Genomic DNA, 17,453 nt, shown 5'->3' with positions numbered 1-17,453 from the left:
GGGCAGCAATTGTCCGCCAACCACATCCGATATTCGGCCCGCTTTCTTCTATTCCGGATAAGATGCAAGGCTGCTTGCGCCCCTCTATAGCGACACGAATCCAGGAAGTGTGCATAGTTGTGCTCTAGAGCATCGCACATCGGGTAAACCGACAACGCAAACGATGCAAAAGGGTTAGGCATATCGTGGATATTGCTGAGTGGCCCAATATCAGAAGAGCGGCACTCCACGCGAGTGCATTCCCTGCGCAGTATTCGACTGTGGCATTCCCTTGCCTCGCGCTTTTTGTCGTAGATCACCACATGACGATTACTCGTTCGCTGCCCCAGGTACATCCCCGTGGTTGGTCTGCCCCCTGAAAAGTGGTCCTCCCTGAAGTAGGCTATTGAGCCGTAGGAGGACGTTGGAATGCCCCAGAAGAAGCACAAACCCGAAGAGATCGTGGCGAAGCTGCGCCAAGTCGATGTTCTGTTGTCGCAAGGTCGTTCTGTCGGAGAAGCGGTCCGTTTGATCGGCGTGACGCAGTTTACGTATTACCGGTGGCGCAAGGAGTTCGGTGGCCTGAAGGGTGACCAGGTGAAGCGGCTGAAGGAGCTCGAGAAAGAGAATGACCGGCTGCGCAAGGCGGTCTCGGACCTGACACTCGAGAAGCTGATCCTGAAAGAGGCTGCTTCGGGAAACTTCTGAGCCCCGCTCGCCGTCGCCGTTGCGTCGATCGTGTCATGGCGAAGTTCTCCGTCTCGGAGCGGTTTGCCTGCAAGGTTCTCGGCCAGCATCGTTCGACCCAGCGCAAAAAGCCGCAAGGCCGGCCCGATGAAGAGGCGTTGACCTCCGACATCATCCGGCTCGCTTCCCGCTATGGCCGTTATGGCTATCGCAGGATCACGGCGATGCTGCGGTCTGAAGGCTGGACGGTGAACGCCAAGCGTGTCGAACGGATCTGGCGGCGGGAGGGGCTGAAGGTTCCCCAGAAGCAACCGAAGAAGGGGCGGCTCTGGTTGAATGACGGATCGTGCATCCGGCTTCGACCCGAGCATCCAAACCATGTCTGGTCCTATGACTTCGTCGAGGGTCGGACCCACGATGGCAGGAGATTCCGCATGCTCAACATCATCGACGAGTTCACCAGGGAATGCCTTGCAATCCGCATCGATCGCAAGCTCAACTCGACCGACGTCATCGACGCCCTGTCGGACCTGTTCATCCTGCGTGGTGTGCCCGGCCATGTCCGTTCCGACAACGGCCCGGAGTTCATCGCCAAGGCTGTACGGGAGTGGATCGTAGCCGTCGGCGCAAAGACAGCGTTCATCGAACCTGGAAGCCCTTGGGAGAACGGCTACTGCGAGAGCTTCAACTCGAAGCTCCGCGACGAACTGCTCGACGGTGAGATCTTCTACAGCCTCGCCGAGGCCAAGATCATCATCGAAGCCTGGCGGCGGTACTACAACACCGAGAGGCCACACTCGTCGCTTGGATACAAGCCACCGGCACCCGAGGCCATCATCTGGCCTGCGCCAGCAAGCGGAGCAGCACCGTCATCTGCCCAGGCAATAGCCCCAAGGCCGATCATGAACTAAGATTGAAACCGGACCACCCTATGGGGTCAGGCCATGGTACGCCCGCTTCTCGCGAAATTCTTAGAAAAGGTCGAACGCGTGTTGTGATGCACGCCCAACCTGTCGATGTGCATGTCATAGATATCTACGGCGAAGTCCAACCGATTGAGGCGTGCCCTCTCTAGCGCAAGGACAAAAGCGGGCCAAGCCTCACATAGAATGCTTGTGACTAGCGAGAACGGATGCTCCTGGGCGGGGCCTTTGTTGTTAGGATTGAACTCCAGCCTCAGGAAGTTCAGACTTTCATCGCGAGGGGCGGCCTGGACGATGATATTGCGCCCATAGGCCAGCGGAATGCCATAAGCAAGGTGGTAGCGGGCAAGCAAATCACCATATGAGATGAGACGGATGATGCCACTATCCGCGCATGTTTGAAGCCAGTCTGTAATGTTGTGTTGAAGCGTGCGAGATTGCACAGGTATGGTCAATGCAATCTTGTCGATGAATAGATGGCTAAGAGAAACCATGCACCATCCCTAGTCCCGTGTTCAGTAAACTCGCTAATAGAACAGCGGGAGGACCACGCCCCCCTTACCCGCTCAAAGCGAATCGCCTACTTTGCAATTGATTGCAGGATGTCTAGGATGTGCGCTTGTTTGCATGCCTCGCAGATGCATGTACCGCCTCAAGGCGACGATTGGGGGCGTGTGCAGCTTCCCAGGCGTTAGGATCAGCAAGGTACTCGCGGATTAGCTCTACGCGCCAGCGTGTGCAACGCGCTCCAAACCGTTCGGGCGCAGGAAAACGGCCTTGCCGGACTCGAAGCCATAGCGTGCTTTCTGCCCAAGGGGTCACCCCATCGGGTTGTGCCAGCGCCTTGATGCTGCAATAGCCTTCGGCGGGCAACGTTATCGGCCTAGGTTTCTCATTTTGGACTGTTGTATCGGCGGGCATTGCAATGTGCTCCCATGTGTTGAAGAGGGATGCAGTCTGACTGTGCTGCACACAGCGGAGGCCAAACAAGCGGTCATCAAAACCAGCTTGGGTTTAAGCTAGTCTTTATGCGGCTTTCCGGAGAGGAGCCCCGAAGCTTCCTTGAGATACTTGCGCACGGTCTCGTCAGAGACTGACAAACCGAGGGACTCCACATCCTTGGTGATTTCAGAAACCGCGCCCGACCTTTTCCCGGTAGAGTCATACCGATAGCCAACTACCGCCATACTAATCACGAGTTTTAGTAAGGTCTCCCTCTCACGCGACGCTAGGGGCTTCTCCTGCCGCTCTTCTTGCGTTACGAAGTAATGTGCCTCTTTCCAGCCAATAAGGCCCAACCATTTCTCTATGTCCTCGCGCCGAAACATCGGATTTCGCGTGACCAGCATTGTGTCCGTATACGCACTATCTCTCCGACCTTCTGTGATCGTGCGCGCGTAGACCTCGCGCAACTCCGCGCTTGGCAGCGATGACGGGTCGGCGGACACATCAAACTTCGCAGGCGCACCGTTAGCCTCATGGATATGGCCTCCATTGCAGGCAACCCGGCAGTAATAAAGGGCGGTCTGGTACGCATCGTCCATCAAGGAAAGCAGGACTTTTACCCTACCGGGAATATGGAGCGGATCTCCCCGGTCGATTCCTACAGGCTCGTAGCCCGCAATTAAACAGGCAGCTTCCCATGCGTCAAATTGATCTCGGTAGTCATATAACCCGTGATCCACCTGCTCCATCCGTCTTCCCCTCGCATTGTTCAACAATGGAAATATCACGCCGTGCGCATCAAAGGAATAACTTTCCCGCCCGCCTTCATGGCATCTAGATAGTCGGCCCACTCCTGCATCATCTTCGCTCGGGGAAGTAGGTAGTTCGCATGGTTATAGGCCGCGCTCACCTCGTTGCGTTCCGCATGCGCAAGCTGTAGCTCAATGTGCTCGTGCGGGTAACCTTGCTCATGCAGGATGGTGGACGCTACACCTCGAAAACCGTGGCCGGTCATGCGTCCTTTGTAACCCATGCGCTCCAGTGCCTTCAGGATGGTGTTGTTGCTCATAGGTTTCTCGTGATCGCGGTCACCACGGAACAACAATTCATTGTCCCCGCTCAGCGCCCGCAGCATTTCCAGGACAACCAGAGCCTGACGCGACAACGGCACGATATGCGGAGCGTCCATCTTCATACGCTCCGCCGGGATGTTCCAGCGTTTAGCGTCAAAATCGAACTCGCTCCACCGCGCCCCTATAAGCTCGCCAGTACGAACAAAGGTCAATGCGAGTAGTTGCATAGCCCATCGGGTGCGTAAGCGCCCCACATAGCCGTCTACGGCCCTTAACAACTCGGGCAACTCTTTCGCATCGACGCGCGCATAATTTTTCTTCTTCCGGGGTTGCAGGAAGTCGCCGGGTTTCATATCCGCTACGGGGTTGCGCTCCGCCAACCCGTGCGCCACGGCATAGCGCATCACCTGCCCGCAGGTTTGCAATACTCGCTTGGCGATATCCAGCGCCCCTCGCCGCTCGATGCGCTTCGCCATGTCCCGAAATGCCCCGGCCGAAATCTCGGACACGGGAACATTTCCTATCGCTGGAAACGCGTCAGACTCCAGCCGGCGGATGACGTACCCAGCGTGACGGGAACTCTTGGCGGCCCCCCAATGGGCATACCATTGGCGGGCTACCACTTCAAAGGAATGGCTAGCGGCAACCCGTGCAGCCACTTTGGCTTGCTTGCGGGCCTCACTGGGATCTATTCCGGAGGCCAGGAGTTCTCGGGCTTTCTGATGCTCTTTGCGAGCTTGGGCTAGGCCTACATCGGGGTAGACCCCCAGCGCCAACAATTTTTCCTTGTCAGCGAATCGGTACTTCCAGCGCCAGTAACGCGAGTCAGAAGGGGTAACTAGCAGGTACAGCCCACCGCCGTCCGAGAGCTTCTTAGGCTTGGTGCCCGGCTTCGTCTGGCGGATGGCGACGTCTGTCAGTGTCTGAGCCATGTGGGGGTATCAACTCTGTATGGGTACATCCGTACCCCCAAAGGTACCCCTTGAAACGGGGGTATGTCCATAGAGCCCCTTAGAGAACGCTGGACAACAAAAAGCCCCGAAGAGATCAATCTCCCGGGGCATTTCACACTATCTCAGACCATCTTAGATGAATTCCTGGCGGACAGAGGGGGATTCGAACCCCCGATACGCTATTCACGTATACACGCTTTCCAGGCGTGCGCCTTCAACCACTCGGCCACCTGTCCTATCTGCGTCTTGCGCGGGCGGCATTCGCCGCTGCGAAAAATGCGAATCCGCGATTCTAGCAGATTGCGCGCGGGCGCGGCAAGGGCTGCAAGAATGGGGGACGCCGTAGCGTCCCCCCTCGTTGCGCTTCGGCCTCTATGTAGCGGCGGGCGGGTCCTGTTCGCGGTAGGAGCTGACGGTGCCGTCGGTCTCGGTCTCTTCCAGGCGCACGCGAAAGCCCCACAGGCGCGCCAGGTGCTTCATGACCTGTTCGGCGTCCTCGCCGGCCAGCGGGCGGCCGCGGGTCTTGAGGTGGCGCAGGACCAGGGAGCGGTCGGAGTCGCGGTTGAAGCGCACCACCTGGATGTCCGGCACCTGGTTGTCGCGGTTGTGCTGCGCGGCGAGCAGGCGGCGGATGTCGCGGTAGCCTTCGTCGTCGTGGATGGCGGCGACTTCGAGCTTGGGGTTGGCCTGGTGGTCGGAGATGGCGAAGAAGCGGAACTCGCGGATCAGGCGCGGCGACAGGTACTGGGAGATGAAGGACTCGTCCTTGAAGTTGCGCATGGCGAAGTCCAGCGTCTTCAGCCAGTCGCCGCCGGCGATGTCCGGGAACCACTGGCGGTCTTCGGGCGTGGGCGCTTCGCAGATGCGGCGGATGTCCGACATCATGGCGAAGCCCAGCGCGTACGGGTTGATGCCGCCGTAGCCGCGTTCGTCGAAGCCGCGCTGGCTGACGACATTGGTGTGGCTTTGCAGGAACTCCATCATGAAGCCGTCGTTGACCAGGCCTTTTTCATGCAGCCGGTTAAGGATGGTGTAGTGCCAGAACGTGGCCCAGCCCTCGTTCATGACCTTGGTCTGGGTCTGCGGGTAGAAGTACTGGGCGATCTTGCGCACGATGCGCACCAGTTCCTTCTGCCAGGGCGCGAGCTTGGGCGAGTACTTCTCGATGAAGTACAGCAGGTTCTCCTCGGGCTCGGGCGGGAACACCGAGGCCTCGACGCGGGTGTCCTTTTCGTCCTCGAGCCGCGGCAGGGTGCGCCAGAGGTCGTTGTACTGCAGACGGGCGTGCTCGGCGCGCTCGGCCTGGCGCGCGGCCTCTTCCTTGTAGGAGATCGGGGTGGGACGCTTGTAGCGGTCCACGCCGTGGTGCGAGAGCGCGTGGCACGAGTCCAGCACCGCCTCCACGGCGTCGATGCCGTAGCGGTCCTCGCAGGACATCACGTACTTGCGGGCGAAGACGAGGTAATCCAGCACGCCGTCGGCGTCGGTCCACTGGCGGAACAGGTAATTGCCCTTGAAGAAGGAGTTATGCCCGTAGCAGGCGTGCGCGATCACCAGCGCCTGCATCGTCATGGAGTTCTCTTCCATGAGGTACGAGATGCAGGGGTTGGAGTTGATGACGATCTCGTAGGCCAGGCCCTGCATGCCGCGACGGTAGAACTGCTCGTTGCGGATGAACTCCTTGCCGTATGACCAGTGCGGATAGCCGATGGGCAGCCCGGCCGAGGCGTAGGCGTCCAGCATCTGCTCCGAGGTGATTACCTCGATCTGGTTCGGATAGGTGTCCAGGCCGTATTCGGCGGCGACCTTGGAGATCGCCTCGTCATAGGACTGGATCAGTTCGAACGTCCATTCGGAACCTTGGGAGATCGGCCGGGCGCCGCCGGCGGTCTCCGGCTCCACGAGTGCTCCGACGTGGGTGTTCATGCGGTCTCCTTCTTGAACAGATCATGGAACACAGGAAAGATTTCGCTGCGTTCGCAGATGCGCCGCATCACGAAATGCGGCTCCAGTTTCTGTTCGTATTCGGCCCACAGGCTGCTCTTGCGCGCCTCCTGCGAGTCGGGCACTTCGATGTAGGCGAAGTAACGGGTGGCCGGCAGCAGATGCTCGGCCAAAAAGCGCGCGCTCTTGCCCGCGTCGGCGCCGAACGAGTCGCCGTCGCTGGCCTGTGCCGCATAGACGTTCCAGGACCCCGGCGGATAGCGCTTTTCGAGGATGTCGCGCATCAGCTCCAGCGCGGACAGCACGATGGTGCCGCCGCTCTTGGGGTCGTAGAAGAAGGTCTGCTCGTCCACTTCCTCGGCGTTGTCGGTGTGGCGGATGAAAACCAGGTCCACGTGCTCGTACTTGCGCGACAGGAACAGGTAGAGCAGCGAGAAGAAGCGCTTGGCCAGGTCTTTCTTGCCCTCGTCCATGGAGCCCGACACGTCCATCAGGCAGAACATGACGGCGCGCGCCATGGGGATGGCGACCGACACCCGGTTGCGGTAGCGCAGGTCCAGGTCGTCGAGGAACGGCACGCGCGCCAGGCGCTCGCGACAGTCCTCGACTTCCTGTTCGAGCACCTGGATTTCGGCGGCGGAGGCGCCCGCCTCGCGCGCCTTGGCCAGGCGTTCTTCGGCGTCCTCGAGGTCGGCGCGGGCCTTCACGCCGAGCGCGACGCGCCGCGCCAGCGAGGACTTGAGCGTGCGGCTGATACTCAGCATGCTGGGCGAGCCGGTGGTGGTGTAGCCCGCGCGCTGCCACTTCTTCTGGCTGACCTCGCCCAGCTGCGTGCGCGCCATGTGGGGCAGCTCCAGGTCCTCGAAGAACAGGTTGAGGAACTCGGCCCGCGACAGGCTGAAGGTGAACTGGTCCACCGATTCGCCTTCGCCCGGCTCGGAGCCGCCCTCGCCCTGCCCGCCCTGCGGCCGGTCGAAGGTGTCGCCCTTGGCGAACTCGCGGTTGCCGGGGTGCACGATCTCGCGGTCGCCGCCCGTGCCGTGCCGGAAGGTCGGCTCGGAGATGTCGCGGGCGGGCAGGTTGATTTCACCGCCCTGGTCCATGTCCTGGATCGAGCGGTCGCGGATCATCCCGTGCACCGCCTTGCGGATCTGGTCCTTGTAGCGCCGGAGAAAACGCTCCCGGTTGACGGCGCTTTTATTGCGCCCGTTGAGACGGCGATCGATCAGTGAATTCATGATTCACCTCGCTCAGGAGGACTTCCTCACACGGAGATACCACTCGCACAGCAGCCTGACCTGCTTTTCCGTGTAGCCCTTTTCCACCATGCGATCGACGAAGCTCTGGTGTTTCGACTTGTCCTCGGCCGAGGCCTTGGCGTTGAACGAAATCACCGGCAGCAGGTCTTCGGTGTTCGAGAACATCTTCTTCTCGATCACTTCGCGCAGCTTTTCATAGCTGGTCCAGGTGGGGTTGCGGCCGTTGTTGTTGGCGCGCGCCCGCAGCACGAAGTTGACGATCTCGTTGCGGAAGTCCTTGGGGTTGGCGATGCCCGCCGGCTTTTCGATCTTTTCCAGTTCGTCGTTGAGCGCGCTGCGGTCGAAGCTTTCGCCGGTTTCCGGGTCGCGGAATTCCTCGTCCTGGATCCAGCAGTCGGCGAAGGTCACGTAGCGGTCGAAGATGTTCTGGCCGTACTCGGAGTACGACTCCAGGTAGGCGGTCTGGATCTCCTTGCCGATGAATTCCGCATAGCGCGGCGCCAGGTAACCCTTGATGAATTCAAGGTAGCGCCGGCGGATTTCGTCGGGATAGTCCTCGCGGCCGATGCGCTGCTCCAGCACGTACATCAGGTGCACCGGGTTGGCGGCCACTTCGGTCTGGTCGTAGTTGAAGACGCTGGACAGGATCTTGTAGGCGAAACGCGTGGAGACGCCGGCCATGCCTTCGTCGGTGCCCGCGTAGTCCTTGTATTCCTGCAAGGCCTTGGCCTTCGGGTCCACGTCCTTCAGGCTTTCGCCGTCATAGACGCGCAGCTTCGAGTAGATGCTGGAGTTCTCGGGTTCCTTCAGGCGCGTCAGCACCGAGAACTGCGCCATCATGTCCAGCGTTCCCGGGGCGCACGGCGCCGAGTACAGCGAACTGTGCTGCAGCAGCTTCTCGTAGATGCGGACCTCTTCCGACACCTGCAGGCAGTACGGCACCTTGACGATGTAGATACGGTCGAGGAACGCCTCGTTGTGCTTGTTATTGCGGAAGGTCTGCCATTCCGATTCGTTCGAGTGGGCCAGGATCATGCCGTTGAACGGGATCGCGGAGAAGCCTTCGGTGCCCTTAAAGTTGCCTTCCTGGGTGGCCGTGAGCAAGGGGTGCAGCATCTTGATCGGGGCCTTGAACATCTCCACGAACTCGAGCAGGCCCTGGTTGGCCAGGCACAGGCCGCCGGAATAGCTGTAGGCGTCCGGGTCGTCCTGCGAATGGCGGTCGAGCTTGCGGATGTCGACCTTGCCGACCAGCGAGGAGATGTCCTGGTTGTTCTCGTCGCCCGGCTCGGTCTTGGCGATGGCGGTCTGGCGCAGCACCGACGGATTCAGGCGCACCACGCGGAACTGCGAGATGTCGCCGTCGTAATCCTTCAGGCGCTTGACGGCCCACGGCGACATGATGCCGGTCAGGTAGCGGCGCGGAATGCCGTATTCCTTTTCCAGCATGTCGCCGAACCGTTCCGGATGGAACAGGCCCAGCGGCGATTCGTTGACCGGCGAGCCCTTCAAGGCATAGATGGGATAGGTCTCCATCAAGGCCTTGAGCCGCTCCGCGATGGACGACTTGCCGCCGCCCACGGGCCCCAGCAGATACAGGATTTGCTTGCGCTCCTCCAGTCCCTGGGCCGCGTGCTTGAAGAACGCAACGATCTGCCCGATCACGTCCTCCATGCCGTAGAACTCCTGGAACGCCGGATAGCGCCGGATGGTCCGGTTGGAAAACAAACGGGAAAGACGTGGGTCGTTACGCGTATCCACGATCTCGGGTTCGCCGATCGCGGCCAGCATGCGCTCAGCGGGACTGGCGTACGCCATGGGATCGCGTTTCGCGAGATTCAGGTACTCCTCGAGGGAGAGTTCTGATTCCTGCTCTTTTGCATACTGCGACTTGAAGCCTTCGACGATGTTTTGCACGGAAACCTCCTACAACACGCGAAAAATCCAATACGTCCCTACGTGTCCCCATTGTGCCTCAGCGCTCGCGCATTACTAGACAATCTCGCGATATGCATTGTTGGCCGGAAGGTATGTTGCTTTCGCCACACATCAACCATGAGCACGATCAGGCCCTTTCCGTTTAGGCTGCACCCTTCGGACACAAGTTCCGTCAGGGATTGCAACTTACGTGAAGAATGTTCGCTCATTCGCTGTCAGCATATCGCCGTATGCGCGCACGATAAGCGCGCCTGCAATGAAATGCTCGGCAATGATTTGAAGGGAAGAGCGATATCCCGAGGATTCTTATGATTCGGGCCAAACCCGATGCGCCCGCTATGCGATGGCAGCGGACGGTCTGAACGGCGCGTGGCGTCTTCGTTCAGCAGCGTGCCGCTCCGGTCGTGAAAAAGCGCCGATAACGCGGCACGGGAATCCGTGGTGACGAGGGCATGTGGCACTGAGCGGTTTAAGCCTTCAGGACGTATCGCCTAGTCATGTGCCTATGCTATAGCCAATTGAAGGTTTTGTGGCAATTCATTTTGCGCAATGCCCAAAATAGTCCGTATCTTGGCATGCGCGGCGGCGCGCATCGGCGGCACGAAACATGCGGATAAAAGCTCGCGAATTTGGCGCCATCGCATCGCGCGCGCGGCGTTGCGCGGCTGGCAGCCGCACATGCCGAGTGCTAGCAGCCCTTGCGCCAGTGCGGTTTATGCGCCTCAGGACAGCGCGGGCAATTCCACGCGCTGCATGAGCTGGCGCCACGTTTCGGCGACCCGGGCGCGCACGCGCAGGTCCGCGCCCACCCGTTCGGCGTCGATGAATTCGTAGCGACGGGCGGCTTCCAGGTGCTCCAGCATCGGCAGCCGCACCATGCCGGCGGCATCGCCCAGCAGCACCGGCGCCATGTACAGCAGCAGTTCGTCGACGCAGTCTGCCGCGACCAGCGCGCCGCTCAGGCCGGCGCCGGCCTCCACGTGCACTTCGTTGATCTGCTCGGCCGCCAGCCAGCGCATCATCGCCGGCAGGTCCACCCGGTCCGGCGTCGCGCCGGGCAGCGGCACGACGCGCGCGTTCATGGCATGCAGCCGCGCGGCCTTGGCCGCGTCCTCGCGGGCGGTGAAGACGATGACTTCGGCGCCGTCGAAAAGCCTGGCGTGCTCGGGGATCTCGAAGCGGCCGTCGACCACCGCCTTGCGCGGCTGGCGCGGCGTATCCACGCCGCGCACGTTCAGCTGCGGGTCGTCCTTCAGCACGGTGCCCATGCCGGTCAGCACCACGCAGCTGCGCGCGCGCCAGCGATGGCCGTCGGCGCGGGCGTCCGCGCCGGTGATCCATTGCGATACGCCGTTATGCAAGGCGCTGCGGCCGTCCAGCGAGGCCGCCATTTTCATCCACACCCAGGGCAGCCCGCGGCTCATGCGGGAAATAAAGCCCGCGTTGACCGCCAGCGCTTCTTCCCGGCACACGCCGGTGGTGACCGCAATGCCGGCCTCGCGCAGCCGCGCCAGGCCCTGCCCGTTGACCAGCGGATTCGGATCGCCCAGCGCCACCACCACGCGCGCCGGACGCGCCGCCAGCACCGCGTCCACGCAGGGCGGCGTGCGGCCGTAATGGCTGCAGGGTTCCAGCGTCACGTACAGCGTGGCGCCGGCCACCGACTCGCCGCGCGCCTGCGCGTCGCGCAGGGCGCAGACTTCGGCATGGGGACCGCCGGGGGGCTGGGTCGCGCCTTCGCCCAGCACGCGCCCGTCGCGCACGATCACGCAGCCGACCCGGGGGTTGGGCGCGGTGGAGTACATGACGGTGCGCGCCAGGTCCAGCGCGCGTCGCATCCAGAAAACGTCGTCGGGGTCGCTCGGGGTCATCATGCCCAGGATTGTATGCCGCGCCGGCCGCCTGCGACGGGGCCGCCAGTGAATGTCCGTTTTGGGCCGATAGGCGTCTTTCGCGGCGCGCCGGCGGCGCCGGGATTGCAGTAAAACTGTCGCTACACCCCTTTTTATTCCATTGCCTGGAGCCGGTCCATGAAACAAGCGCTGATCGTCATCGACGTACAAGAATCTTTCCGGCTGCGTCCGTTTTGGGACGAAACGGAATATCCGGCGTTCCTCGGGCAGATCCAGTCCCTGATCGACGCCGCCGTCGCCCGCGACATGCCGGTGCTGCAGGTGTTCCACACCAGCGCCGCCAACGACCCGGCCAACCCGTTCTCGCTGGCTTCCGGCCACGTGCGCACGCTGAAGGAGCTGCACCTCGCCCCCTCCGCCGTGTTCCACAAAACCGTGCATTCCTCGCTCTACGCGGTCGACGCCGACGGCGCCAGCCTGCACGACTGGCTGCGCGAGCACGGCATCGAGGGCGTCATCGTCTGCGGCATCCGCACCGAGCAGTGCTGCGAAACCACGGCCCGCCACGCCAGCGACGCCGGTTTCAAGGTCGTATTCCCGACCGACGCCACGCTGACCTTCGCCATGCAGAGTCCGTCCGGCAAGAACTACACGCCGGCCGAGATCCGCGACCGCACCGAACTGGTGCTGCAGGGGCGCTTCGCCCGCATCGCGCGGGCCGCCGACGCGCTGGCGGGCTAGGAGCCGCGCATGGTGCCGGTGTATTTCGTGCTGTCGCAAGGCGTCGTCCTGCTGGACGTGGCCGGCCCGGCCGAAGCGTTCCGCGTGGCCAACAAACTCTGCCCCGGCGCGTTCGAACTGCATTTCTGCGGCCCGTCGCGCGAGGTCGAGAGCGGCCTGCCCGGCCTGCACCTGGCCCAGGTCAAGCCGCTGCCGGCAGCCTTGCCGGCGCACGCGCTGGTCATCGTATCGGGCGTGGTGGGCCAGCCCACGCGCCTGGACGAGCCGCAGGCCCGCGCCATCATCGAGTGGCTCGCGCAGCGCCACCCGGCCGACGGCTTCACGCTGATGACCGTGTGCGCGGGCGCGCTGTTCGCGGCCCGCGCCGGACTGACGCGGCAGCGCGAATGCACCACGCACCACAGCTGCCTGCAGCAGCTGGCGGCCATAGACCCGAGCGCGCGGCTGCACGACAACCGCATCTTCGTCGAGGACGGCAAACTGGTCAGCAGCGCCGGCATTACCGCCGGCATCGACCTGGCGCTGCACATGGTGTCGCGCCATTGCGGGCCGCGGGTGGCCAGCGAGGTGGCGCGCGACATGGTGGTCTACCAGCGGCGCGCCGGCACCGATTCGGCGCTGTCGCCCTGGCTGGACCACCGCAGCCACCTGCATCCGGGCGTGCACCGGGTGCAGGACGCCGTGATCCGCGATCCGGCCGCGCCGTGGTCGGCGCAATCGCTGGCCGACCACGCGCATACCAGCGCGCGCCATCTGACCCGCCTGTTCCGCGAGCACGCGGGCTGCACGCCGATGGACTATCTCTACCAGATACGCGTGGCGCTGGCGCGCGACCTGCTGCGCGACACCCGGCTGGACCTGGAGCGCGTGGCCGAAAAATCGGGTTTCGGCTCGGCCCAGCACATGCGGCGGGTCTGGCGCAAGTTCCAGCCGCTCACGCCCAGCCTGGCGCGCGCGGCGGCCGAACACTGACGGGACGGGGCTTAGTCCTTGCGCAGCTTGCCCGGCAGCAGCGGGCCCTGCATCTCGCGGATGGCCTCGACGAATTCGCCGATGTCCTCGAAGCTCTTGTAGACCGAGGCGAAGCGCACGTAGGCCACCTTGTCGAGCTTGCGCAGCTCGTTCATGACCAGTTCGCCGATCTGCTCGGTGGGCACCTCGCGCAGCCCGCTGGCCAGCAGCTGCTCTTCGATGCGGGCGACCGCGGCGTCCACGTCTTCGGTGCTGACCGGCCGCTTGCGCAGCGCCAGGCTCAGGCTGGCGCGCAGCTTGCCGGGATCGTAATCGCTGCGGCTGCCGTTGCGCTTGACGACCGAAGGCATGGCGAGCTCCACCCGTTCATACGTGGTGAACCGCTTGTCGCAGGACAGGCAGCGGCGGCGACGCCGGATGGCGTCGCCCTCTTCGGAGACCCGGCTGTCGACGACCTGCGTTTCGGCATTGCCGCAAAATGGACACCGCATGTGTGATCCCTAAAGGCGCTGGAGGCAATAGTTAAGCATATTGTAACGGCGACCCGCAGCCATCCATACAGGCCAGGCCGCAAGGCCGGGGCCCGCAAAAAAAGCGAAGGGACGGCGCCTTGCGGGACCGTCCCTTAGCCAGGCCAGTGCGGGCGCGCGGCCCGCAGGCGGGCTTACTTCTTGCCGTAGACCGGCAGGCGCGCGGTCAGTTCATTGACGCGGGCGCGCACGGCGGCGATGTTGGCCTCGTCGCGCGGGTTGTCCAGCACGTCGGCGATCAGGTTGGCGGTCAGCTCGGCTTCCGCTTCCTTGAAGCCGCGGGTGGTCATGGCCGGCGTGCCCAGGCGGATGCCGCTGGTCACGAAGGGCTTTTCCGGGTCGTTCGGGATGGCGTTCTTGTTGACCGTGATGTGGGCCTGGCCCAGCACGGCTTCGGCTTCCTTGCCGGTGATGCCCTTGGAGCGCAGGTCCACCAGCATCACGTGGCTTTCGGTGCGGCCGGAAACGATGCGCAGGCCGCGCTTGACCAGCGTGTCGGCCAGGACCTTGGCGTTCTTGACGACCTGCTCGGCGTAGGTCTTGAACTCGGGTTCCAGCGCTTCCTTGAAGGCCACGGCCTTGCCGGCGATGACGTGCATCAGCGGGCCGCCCTGGATGCCGGGGAAGATCGCCGAGTTGATGATCTTTTCGTACTCGGCCTTCATCATGATGACGCCGCCGCGCGGGCCGCGCAGCGACTTGTGCGTGGTCGAGGTGACGAAGTCGGCGTGCGGCACCGGGTTGGGGTAGACGCCGCCGGCGACCAGGCCGGCGTAGTGGGCGATGTCGACCATGAACAGCGCACCGTTGTCGTGGGCGATGCGGGCCATGCGCTCGAAATCGATGTGCAGGGCGTAGGCCGAGGCGCCGGCGACGATCAGCTTGGGCTTGTGCTCCTTGGCCAGCTGCTCGACCTGGGCGTAGTTCAGGACTTCGTTTTCGTCCAGGCCGTACGAGATGAAGTTGTACAGCTTGCCCGAGGCGTTAACGGAAGCGCCGTGGGTCAGGTGGCCGCCTTCGGCCAGGCTCATGCCCAGCACGGTGTCGCCCGGCTTGAGGACGGCCATGTACACGCCCTGGTTGGCCTGCGAGCCCGAGTTGGGCTGCACGTTGGCGGCTTCGGCGCCGAAGATCTGCTTCAGGCGGTCGATGGCCAGCTGTTCGACCACGTCCACGTACTCGCAACCGCCGTAGTAGCGCTTGCCCGGGTAGCCTTCGGCATACTTGTTCGTGAACTGCGTGCCCTGGGCTTCCATGACGGCCGGGCTGGCGTAGTTTTCCGAAGCGATCAGCTCGATGTGCTGCTCCTGGCGCACGTCTTCCTTCTGGATGGCGGCCCAAACGTCCGGGTCAGCCTTGGACAGGGTGAGGTTGCGGTCAAACATGACGGGGGGTTCCTGAGACGGTAAGAAAGAGAGGAAAACGGCGTCGGACGGGGTAAACCCGGACAATGGCGGATAGTTTACCGCGTCGGGCTGGGCAAATTGCCGCCAAAATGCGCGCAACCCGGGCAAAAATGCCGCGACGGGCGCGAAAACCACGGCATCGCGGCGCGTACGGCAAAACGCCTCAAGCCGGCTTGAGGAACTTTCATGCAAGCCGGCAAGAAAAAAAGGGCCGCATAAAGCGGCCCCTTTCCGGCGGCGCGGCCTCAGGAGGCCGAGGTGGCGCCGATCTGCTTGGGCGCAAGCCTGGGATTGAGCGTGTAGGTGCCGGTCAGCGAGGCCTTGGCCAGCACGTGGTTCTGCATGGCGCGCAGCGCGTCCTCGCCGGTGAACGAACCCTGCAGGTTCAGGGTCGGCACGTCCAGCGCGTACAGGGTGAACACGTAGCGGTGCACCAGCGCGTCGTTCCAGGGCGGGCACGGGCCGTCATAGCCGAAATAATCCCCGCTCATGTCGTGGTCATTGGCGAACCACGAGGAATACGAGTTGATGCCCTGGCGCGTGTCCATGGGCGCCAGCGGGCCGCCTTTGCCGCGCGGCGTGATGCCGTTGGAGAAGGCCCCTTCGTCGATTTCGCGCATGTCGGCGGCCAGGTCCACCAGCACCCAGTGGAAGAAGTCCACGCGCGGCAGGTCGGCCGGCACTTCGCGGCCTTCCTGGTTGACGTCGTCGGGACTGGAGGGGACGTCGGGATCGTGGCAGATCAGGGCGAACGACTGCGTACCCGCCGGGACGTCGTCCCAGGAAAACTGCGGGTTGTAGTTGTCTGCCAGCGCGACGTGCGATTGCGCATCGATCTTGCCGAAAGCGTAGCGCTCCGGAATCGACTCGTGATCGGAAAAGGACAAACTCGAGAGTTCCATGTCGTGCTCCTAGATTTGCCGCAAAGGCCCCACAGCCCCTGCCCGTACGCTCACAGGGTATCAAATCCTGATTGTCACGGCTTCAAATTAACACGCGCGAACTTGCGCTTGCCCACCTGGACCACGTAAGACCCCGCGGGCAATTGCAACGATTTGTCTTCCACGCGGTCGCCGTTGACGCGCACGCCGCCCTGCTCCACGTTGCGCTGCGCCTCCGAGCCGGACGCCACCAGGCCGGCTTCGCGCAGCAGCTTGAGTATGCCCACCGGCGCGCCGCCGATGTTCACTTCGGGGATGTCGTCGGGAATGGCGCCGTCGCGGAAGCGGGCCTCGAACGTGGCCAGCGCCTCTTCGGCGGCCTTGGCCGAGTGGAAGCGCGTGATGATTTCCTGGGCCAGCATGACCTTGGCGTCGCGCGGGTTGCGCCCGCCGTCGATTTCCTGCTTGAGCGCGGCGATCGCGTCCAGCGACAGGAACGACAGCAGCTCGAAGTAGCGCCACATCAGCGTGTCGGAAATCGACATGAGCTTGCCGAACATGGAGTCGGGCGACTCCGAAATGCCGATGTAGTTGCCCTTGGACTTGGACATCTTCTCGACGCCGTCGGTGCCCACCAGCAGCGGCATCGTCAGGATGCACTGGGGCTCCTGGCCATATTCCTTTTGCAGCTCGCGGCCGACCAGCAGGTTGAACTTCTGATCGGTGCCCCCCAGCTCCAGATCGGACTTCAGCGCCACCGAGTCATAGCCCTGCATCAGCGGATACAGGAATTCGTGCACCGAGATCGGCACGCCGTTCTTGAAGCGCTTGGTGAAGTCCTCGCGCTCCATCATGCGCGCCACGGTGTAGCGCGAGGCCAGCTGGATCATGCCGCGCGCGCCCAGCGGATCGCACCACTCGGAGTTGTAGCGGATCTCGGTGCGCGCCGGGTCCAGCACCAGGCTGGCCTGGGCGTAATAGGTCTGGGCGTTGGCCTCGATCTGCTCGCGGGTCAGCGGCGGGCGGGTGTTGTTGCGGCCGCTGGGATCGCCGATGGTCGAGGTGAAATCGCCGATCAGGAAGATGACGTTGTGCCCCATGTCCTGCAGCTGGCGCATCTTGTTCAGCACCACCGTGTGGCCCAGGTGGATGTCGGGCGCGGTGGGGTCCAGCCCCAGCTTGATGCGCAGCGGCACGCCGGTGGCGCGGCTGCGGGCCAGCTTGCGGACGAACTCGGATTCGACCAGGAGTTCGTCGCAGCCACGCTGGGCTATACGCAGATCGGCTTCGACTTCGGGAGTGATGGGGGCTTCTGAGGATGACATGGCAGGGGGACTGACGCGGCTTTGGCCGACAAAAAGGTGTAAAA

General features: G+C 63.0%; 14 protein-coding genes and 1 tRNA gene. 3 read left to right on the top strand and 12 right to left on the bottom strand.

Annotated features, from left to right (window positions below; translation table 11 throughout):
• The first annotated feature begins 408 nt into the window (after window positions 1–408).
• Window positions 409–1,577, top strand: a protein-coding gene (locus C1I89_RS29445; RefSeq protein ID WP_102770881.1) for an IS3 family transposase whose coding sequence is annotated in 2 segments (ribosomal slippage) — window positions 409–673 and window positions 673–1,577 — 1,170 coding nt in all. Because the reading frame shifts where the segments join, the coding sequence is not laid out codon by codon here.
• Between the two features lie 26 nt (window positions 1,578–1,603).
• Here C1I89_RS29445 and C1I89_RS29440 read toward each other — a convergent pair.
• From C1I89_RS29440 to ribD, 8 genes are all read right to left on the bottom strand, one after another.
• Window positions 1,604–2,083, bottom strand: a complete 480-nt coding sequence (locus C1I89_RS29440; RefSeq protein WP_146196953.1) for a hypothetical protein — start codon at window positions 2,081–2,083, stop codon at window positions 1,604–1,606.
• A 525-nt stretch (window positions 2,084–2,608) separates the two neighbouring features.
• Window positions 2,609–3,283 carry a hypothetical protein gene (locus tag C1I89_RS29430; RefSeq protein WP_102775813.1) on the bottom strand — a complete coding sequence of 225 codons (675 nt, stop codon included), beginning with the start codon at window positions 3,281–3,283 and terminating at the stop codon, window positions 2,609–2,611.
• A 35-nt stretch (window positions 3,284–3,318) separates the two neighbouring features.
• Complete coding sequence (locus C1I89_RS29425) at window positions 3,319–4,539, bottom strand: tyrosine-type recombinase/integrase (protein WP_102775812.1); 1,221 nt, start codon at window positions 4,537–4,539, stop codon at window positions 3,319–3,321.
• A gap of 166 nt (window positions 4,540–4,705) precedes the next feature.
• Window positions 4,706–4,796, bottom strand: a tRNA-Ser gene (locus C1I89_RS29420).
• Window positions 4,797–4,932: 136 nt separating this feature from the next.
• The gene (locus C1I89_RS29415) at window positions 4,933–6,486 is read right to left on the bottom strand and encodes a SpoVR family protein (protein ID WP_102775811.1); all 1,554 of its coding nucleotides are present in this window, start codon (window positions 6,484–6,486) and stop codon (window positions 4,933–4,935) included.
• Complete coding sequence (locus C1I89_RS29410) at window positions 6,483–7,742, bottom strand: YeaH/YhbH family protein (RefSeq protein WP_102775810.1); 1,260 nt, start codon at window positions 7,740–7,742, stop codon at window positions 6,483–6,485. Before C1I89_RS29410 ends, C1I89_RS29415 begins: the two co-directional genes overlap by 4 nt.
• A gap of 12 nt (window positions 7,743–7,754) precedes the next feature.
• Window positions 7,755–9,671, bottom strand: coding sequence for a PrkA family serine protein kinase (locus C1I89_RS29405; protein ID WP_440130672.1), 1,917 nt, complete (start codon window positions 9,669–9,671; stop codon window positions 7,755–7,757).
• Between the two features lie 752 nt (window positions 9,672–10,423).
• A complete protein-coding gene (gene ribD, locus C1I89_RS29400; RefSeq protein WP_102775883.1) occupies window positions 10,424–11,539 on the bottom strand; it encodes a bifunctional diaminohydroxyphosphoribosylaminopyrimidine deaminase/5-amino-6-(5-phosphoribosylamino)uracil reductase RibD in 1,116 nt (371 codons plus the stop codon).
• A 192-nt stretch (window positions 11,540–11,731) separates the two neighbouring features.
• Here ribD and C1I89_RS29395 point away from each other — a divergent pair, with 192 nt between their 5' ends.
• Complete coding sequence (locus tag C1I89_RS29395; protein ID WP_102775808.1) at window positions 11,732–12,295, top strand: cysteine hydrolase family protein; 564 nt, start codon at window positions 11,732–11,734, stop codon at window positions 12,293–12,295.
• Between the two features lie 9 nt (window positions 12,296–12,304).
• The gene (locus C1I89_RS29390; RefSeq protein WP_102775807.1) at window positions 12,305–13,267 is read left to right on the top strand and encodes a GlxA family transcriptional regulator; all 963 of its coding nucleotides are present in this window, start codon (window positions 12,305–12,307) and stop codon (window positions 13,265–13,267) included.
• Between the two features lie 11 nt (window positions 13,268–13,278).
• On the opposite strand, the gene nrdR is transcribed toward C1I89_RS29390, so the two are convergent.
• From nrdR to tyrS, 4 genes are all read right to left on the bottom strand, one after another.
• The gene (nrdR, locus tag C1I89_RS29385) at window positions 13,279–13,758 is read right to left on the bottom strand and encodes a transcriptional regulator NrdR (RefSeq protein WP_102775806.1); all 480 of its coding nucleotides are present in this window, start codon (window positions 13,756–13,758) and stop codon (window positions 13,279–13,281) included.
• A gap of 173 nt (window positions 13,759–13,931) precedes the next feature.
• On the bottom strand, window positions 13,932–15,182 hold the full coding sequence (gene glyA / locus C1I89_RS29380) for a serine hydroxymethyltransferase (protein WP_102775805.1): 1,251 nt from the start codon (window positions 15,180–15,182) through the stop codon (window positions 13,932–13,934).
• A gap of 266 nt (window positions 15,183–15,448) precedes the next feature.
• On the bottom strand, window positions 15,449–16,105 hold the full coding sequence (locus tag C1I89_RS29375; protein WP_102775804.1) for a YbhB/YbcL family Raf kinase inhibitor-like protein: 657 nt from the start codon (window positions 16,103–16,105) through the stop codon (window positions 15,449–15,451).
• Window positions 16,106–16,179: 74 nt separating this feature from the next.
• Window positions 16,180–17,409, bottom strand: coding sequence for a tyrosine--tRNA ligase (tyrS, locus tag C1I89_RS29370; RefSeq protein WP_102775803.1), 1,230 nt, complete (start codon window positions 17,407–17,409; stop codon window positions 16,180–16,182).
• Window positions 17,410–17,453: the final 44 nt, after the last annotated feature.

Origin of the sequence: Achromobacter pulmonis, assembly GCF_002885955.2 — a bacterium.
In the GTDB taxonomy this organism is placed as follows: Bacteria; Pseudomonadota; Gammaproteobacteria; order Burkholderiales; family Burkholderiaceae_B; genus Achromobacter; species Achromobacter pulmonis_A.
Note: the sequence above shows the minus strand (reverse complement) of the source record. Positions and strands in the feature narration are given on the sequence as shown.

Excerpts from the sequence above, each read along its gene's own strand:
- C1I89_RS29440 (WP_146196953.1), bottom strand. The coding sequence starts at position 2,083 with ATGGTTTCTCTTAGCCATCTATTCATCGACAAGATTGCATTGACCATA.
- C1I89_RS29430 (WP_102775813.1), bottom strand. The coding sequence starts at position 3,283 with ATGGAGCAGGTGGATCACGGGTTATATGACTACCGAGATCAATTTGAC.
- C1I89_RS29425 (WP_102775812.1), bottom strand. The coding sequence starts at position 4,539 with ATGGCTCAGACACTGACAGACGTCGCCATCCGCCAGACGAAGCCGGGC.
- C1I89_RS29415 (WP_102775811.1), bottom strand. The coding sequence starts at position 6,486 with ATGAACACCCACGTCGGAGCACTCGTGGAGCCGGAGACCGCCGGCGGC.
- C1I89_RS29410 (WP_102775810.1), bottom strand. The coding sequence starts at position 7,742 with ATGAATTCACTGATCGATCGCCGTCTCAACGGGCGCAATAAAAGCGCC.
- ribD (WP_102775883.1), bottom strand. The coding sequence starts at position 11,539 with ATGCGACGCGCGCTGGACCTGGCGCGCACCGTCATGTACTCCACCGCG.
- C1I89_RS29395 (WP_102775808.1), top strand. The coding sequence starts at position 11,732 with ATGAAACAAGCGCTGATCGTCATCGACGTACAAGAATCTTTCCGGCTG.
- C1I89_RS29390 (WP_102775807.1), top strand. The coding sequence starts at position 12,305 with ATGGTGCCGGTGTATTTCGTGCTGTCGCAAGGCGTCGTCCTGCTGGAC.
- nrdR (WP_102775806.1), bottom strand. The coding sequence starts at position 13,758 with ATGCGGTGTCCATTTTGCGGCAATGCCGAAACGCAGGTCGTCGACAGC.
- glyA (WP_102775805.1), bottom strand. The coding sequence starts at position 15,182 with ATGTTTGACCGCAACCTCACCCTGTCCAAGGCTGACCCGGACGTTTGG.
- C1I89_RS29375 (WP_102775804.1), bottom strand. The coding sequence starts at position 16,105 with ATGGAACTCTCGAGTTTGTCCTTTTCCGATCACGAGTCGATTCCGGAG.
- tyrS (WP_102775803.1), bottom strand. The coding sequence starts at position 17,409 with ATGTCATCCTCAGAAGCCCCCATCACTCCCGAAGTCGAAGCCGATCTG.